Genomic DNA, 4,423 nt, shown 5'->3' with positions numbered 1-4,423 from the left:
CACTAAAAACTGCTCGAGGTACACCAACCAAGCGCTGGAATTCAGAATCTGAAAAACGATTTAATTTCTGATATTTCATGAAATCTATATTGAGGCAGTTTTTACTTTCGCAAGAGGTCTAATATACCATATTTACTTTGATAGCCTTGGCAATCATTTGTGTTATTGTGTCATATGTTTTTGAAAAATATTAGTTAATACTTAATAATTCAGCGTTTTTAATCCTGGGCGAATTCAAACATGAGGTGCGACAGTTTGAAAAGTCTTATGATAATCAAAAATATAAACTTTTTGCTTCAGATGGTAGTGAGTTAATCGGCTATACGGATGAACAAGGTAAAACAGAGCACCTTTGGACTCATGAAAAACTCCCTATTAATTTGGAGATCCTTGATGATGAGGAAGAGCCTGAATTCGATACTTATCATATAACCGATGTGTAAAAAGGATAATAATAATGGCACGTGATAAAACATCTTCAGGTACTTCGAGTGATAATAAATCGGGAAGCTCAACAACCAAACCAACCAGTGAAGGTACGCCTATAAAATTAGAGGTAGGCGGCAATAGATCATATTTGTGTGCTCATATTTGCGCTGCGAGTAAAAAGCCTCGGACTGGTAATAAAGGGCAAAACCTATACCAACGCACGGTAACTATCGCAATCCAAGCTGAAGCAGAGCTTAATCATGGTGTTTGGTCGTATTTAGCTGAAGTTGGTTATAACATGCGCACTGTTCCACCAAGCGCTCTGATGAGCGACAGGGAGGGAAGGAGACATCAGCCATCGAGTTTCCCTTTAGGTGCGGCTAAGCGTGAAATTGAAAATATGGGTAAAGGTGCTTTCCGTATTCCTGATGTCACTATTTTAAAAGTTACGGCCGCTGAAATTATTCAAATGCGTAAGGCAGGTGTAATTGATTGGAAGCGCTTTGAGCCTATAGATGCCAATATTGAAAACTTGGTTGAGATTAAGTTTGGCAATGACACTTGGGGGAATAAGCAATTCGAAGATTACAATACGATTTGCCCTACCAAGGTACGTGAAATTGCCGATAAGGATTGTAGTTGCTCTACTCGCAAACCGCCTAAAGGTGGGACTGCACCTGTGACTTATCCTGCTATAAAGTGCTAGATACGGATGCAACGCGCAAATGGATTCGTCGTTTAGATGCACCAGGTATATTCCCAGATCAAGGTTATTACAAAGAAGTGCCTCCAAAGGATAAAGCTGTGTATTTGGAGACAGGGAAAGCCTGCAAGGTTGCTGGTGTATATCGTTACGACGATGAATTGGATATCGATGGAAAGCCGGTGCATGCAGGCCATGTAAACCGAACTGACTACGAAGAAAACTACACCAGTGATTATAGACAGCATGTAGTCCTATTGGTAGGTGATATAGCGCCTAGATTCTTGGCATTCTTTGATCACGCTGAACTTAAAGAAGCCAAAACGGTTAAATGGCACTTGGTCAGTGAAATTATTAAAGTTGAATAGTTGATAGATTTAATGGCCTGGTGATACATCAATGCAGGCTGATAAAGGGCTTTGCTATCGTATATACGATGCTTGTTGATTAAATTGGCAACAATAATGGCGCGAGAAATCTGTCAATTTAGCGCAAGAAAATGAGCTAAAACCGCAACTTTAAGCAATTTTGTTTAGTACAATAAAGTGTACATAACAAATGAAATATATGTGTATTGTACCAAATACTGTACTAAATGATGTGTAGTAAAAATTGCGCATTAAAGAGGATTCTATTCTATGCGCCGTGAATTTTTATGCGGATTCTAGTGAGAAGGGTCATCAAGATCAATTTTAACCTTATCGATAATTTCAGCTGCTTCTTCGCTAAAGTCGTCAGATGATTCAAGCCATTCACATTCAGTGCATTTAATACCTTGGCGTTCCGTTCGTTCGGGTTCTGATTTGCTTATACGAGTTTTAATTTCACCAGTCTTGGGGTGGATTTTTCTTGAATACTCGGTCGCCATCTCAAACCAAATGGCTAGTTGCCCCTGACATTTAGGGCAAACTAATTTTTCAGCTACTTCCATCTCTTATGAACCTTTTTTTGTTTATGGGAGTGACCTATTGGTTGAGGTCACGTAGTTTTAACAGCTGAGTACGAAGGTGGGTTGCATCTGCCATAAGAAAATTCAGGCAAGATTGATGACCACCTTTTGATAAGACGTTGGGTAGGTTGTGACTCGCATCTGCAATGTTTGAAATTAAATCTAATTTTTGCTTATCGGTAAGCGTTCTGAAGGCTGGACCAGCTAGATGACGGATCGTGACAAAGCTTTCACCAAGTAAGCGCAACACTTCAATATCTTCGCTATGCAGCTCAATTATTTCCTTGTCTGCAGGTGTACTATTTTGGGTGTCGTTATGATTTGAATCGTGCGGTTTCATGCAAGTACATCAATGCGATATTTATGATTTAAAATAATACTTATTAGTCTAAAATACAAACTTCGTTTAGTACACAAAATGGTACTAATGTGCTAAAATAAGCTCGTTAGGTACAAAAAATGGTATTAAACAATGGGATTTAGATCTACAAGTTCAAGCCATGCAAAAGCATTAGAAATTGGTGAGCGTATCAAACAGGCTCGGCTTAATAAAGATTTAACTCAAGTTGAGATATCTGAGATATCCGGCTTAGAGAGACGCGCAATTATTAATGCTGAGAAAGGGAAAGTCACACTGGAAAATCTGATCGCATATTTGGATGCTCTAAACATGAGGGACCAGATAGATCTGTTTTTACCGCCCCAACCAATATCGCCAATTCAACTCCATAAGTTGCAAGGTAAAGAGCGTAAAAAGGCTTCGGGTGAACATAAGGCTAACTCGAACAACAAGAAAATATTAACTGCGAATAAGGATGATTTAGGATGGTGAGAGATACAGTAAGCGTTGAATATCTTGGTATGGATGTTGGGGTTATGGCGTATACAGAGGGACAGCCAAGTGCCTTTGAATACTCTAAATCATTTCTTGACAGTGGTATCGAGCTTTCTCCGTTGTATATGCCTTTAGGAGAGGGTGTTTATACATTCCCAACATTAAACCTTGAAACATTCAAGGGTTTGGCAGGTTTGTTTGCTGACTCACTACCTGATGATTTTGGTAATCGAATTTTAAATGCGTGGACAGCACGTAACGGTCGATCTCCTGACTCTATCACTCCATTAGAACGCCTGAAATATACAGGTAAGCGCGGCATGGGTGCATTAGAGTATCACCCTATGAAATCAATGAATGGTTTTAATGCGTCTCAGCAAGTTGAAATTATTGAGTTGATTAAAATCGCCCAAGATGTATTAGACACTCGTTCATCTTTAGAGGTTGATCTTAATAATAATGGTGCAGAAGACAAGGATGCCATGCTTGCGCTTCTATCTGTGGGTACAAGTGCAGGTGGCGCACGCCCTAAAGCAGTACTTGCATTTAATGAGGATTACAGCCAAGTCCGTTCAGGTCAAACAGATGTTCCAGATGGCTTTACGCACTACTTGATGAAGTTTGATGGTGTGAGTGAGCATAACGTCAATAAAGAAACTTTTGGTGATCCAATGGGCTACGGCGCAATGGAGTATGTTTATCATCAAATGGCCTTAAAATGCGGTATTGAAATGATGCCTTGTAAGTTGCTGCAAGAGGGTGATCGTCAACATTTCATCACGCAGCGTTTTGATCGCGTTGGGAATGAGAAGATTCACATTCAATCCTTGAATGGCCTGGCGCATGTGGATTATAAAAAACCGGGTTCTTTCTCTTACGAAGAAATATTTAACGTGAACCGTCATTTGCGTTTGACTGCAGCCGAGGCAGAACAGTTGTTTAGACGTATGGTATTCAATGTGGTATCTCGTAACCACGATGACCACTCAAAGAACTTTGGCTACATGCTTGTAGATAATCAATGGAAACTGGCACCAGCTTATGACTTGGCATATAGCTATAAGCCGAACTCTTTTTGGGTAGATCAACACTGGATGACTCTTAACGGAAAGCGTGACAATTTTGAAATGGCTGATTTCCTGTCATTCGAGAAGCTAAGTCCAATCTTTAATGAACAGCGTATTCGCCAGATTTTGGAAGAGGTTATCGAGGCGGTTTCAAGTTGGACTTCACTCGCCGTGCAATCAAATGTACCTAAGGTTCTGATTGAGCGCGTTGAGCAAAACCTGCGCTTGAAATTCTAAATTGTCTTTATTACCAACTGAGCTACCTTCGGGTGGCTTTTTTTTGCATATATTTTAACGTGGGCCTAGATCGATAGTAAGCGTCCGCTGAACCCCATGCCTATTTTTTAATTTGAGTTGGATTTCCAGCGATGTGGTAGTAATTCTTCTATTTGGGTCGCTTTATGCGTCGGCAGCCTTTTCAGCACATCACTGAGATAGGC

At 40.2% G+C, this 4,423-nt stretch carries 8 protein-coding genes; 5 read left to right on the top strand and 3 right to left on the bottom strand.

The features are described 5' to 3' along the window. Nucleotides 1–245: 245 nt before the first annotated feature. The 3 genes from FTT84_RS17060 to FTT84_RS17050 are packed head-to-tail and all read left to right on the top strand — an operon-like array spanning nt 246 to nt 1,500. A complete protein-coding gene (locus FTT84_RS17060; RefSeq protein WP_180058951.1) occupies nt 246–443 on the top strand; it encodes a hypothetical protein in 198 nt (65 codons plus the stop codon). Nucleotides 444–457: 14 nt separating this feature from the next. After that, on the top strand, nt 458–1,135 hold the full coding sequence (locus FTT84_RS17055) for a hypothetical protein (protein WP_180058952.1): 678 nt from the start codon (nt 458–460) through the stop codon (nt 1,133–1,135). After that, nucleotides 1,129–1,500, top strand: a complete 372-nt coding sequence (locus FTT84_RS17050) for a hypothetical protein (protein WP_180058953.1) — start codon at nt 1,129–1,131, stop codon at nt 1,498–1,500. The genes FTT84_RS17055 and FTT84_RS17050 overlap by 7 nt, the downstream gene beginning before the upstream one ends. A gap of 296 nt (nt 1,501–1,796) precedes the next feature. Here the strand turns inward: FTT84_RS17050 and FTT84_RS17045 are convergent, their stop codons facing one another. After that, nucleotides 1,797–2,063, bottom strand: a complete 267-nt coding sequence (locus tag FTT84_RS17045) for a hypothetical protein (protein WP_111860974.1) — start codon at nt 2,061–2,063, stop codon at nt 1,797–1,799. Between the two features lie 34 nt (nt 2,064–2,097). Further along, entirely contained in the window at nt 2,098–2,421 is a 324-nt protein-coding gene (locus FTT84_RS17040) for a hypothetical protein (protein WP_111860973.1), read from the bottom strand. Nucleotides 2,422–2,553: 132 nt separating this feature from the next. Between FTT84_RS17040 and FTT84_RS17035 the strand changes: the two genes are divergently transcribed. Both FTT84_RS17035 and FTT84_RS17030 read left to right on the top strand, forming a co-directional pair. After that, the gene (locus FTT84_RS17035) at nt 2,554–2,913 is read left to right on the top strand and encodes a helix-turn-helix domain-containing protein (protein WP_110975971.1); all 360 of its coding nucleotides are present in this window, start codon (nt 2,554–2,556) and stop codon (nt 2,911–2,913) included. Next, nucleotides 2,907–4,220, top strand: a complete 1,314-nt coding sequence (locus FTT84_RS17030; RefSeq protein WP_180081948.1) for a type II toxin-antitoxin system HipA family toxin — start codon at nt 2,907–2,909, stop codon at nt 4,218–4,220. Before FTT84_RS17035 ends, FTT84_RS17030 begins: the two co-directional genes overlap by 7 nt. A 107-nt stretch (nt 4,221–4,327) precedes the next feature. On the opposite strand, the gene FTT84_RS17025 is transcribed toward FTT84_RS17030, so the two are convergent. Beyond that, nucleotides 4,328–4,423: transposase domain-containing protein (locus FTT84_RS17025; RefSeq protein WP_143242124.1), on the bottom strand; the 96-nt coding region annotated here is incomplete at its 5' end.

Origin of the sequence: Acinetobacter sp. YH01019 (assembly GCF_013420285.1) — a bacterium.
GTDB classification, from domain to species: domain Bacteria; phylum Pseudomonadota; class Gammaproteobacteria; order Pseudomonadales; family Moraxellaceae; genus Acinetobacter; species Acinetobacter gandensis.
The sequence above is the reverse complement of the archived record's forward strand: the minus strand, read 5'-3'. Positions and strand labels throughout refer to the sequence as shown.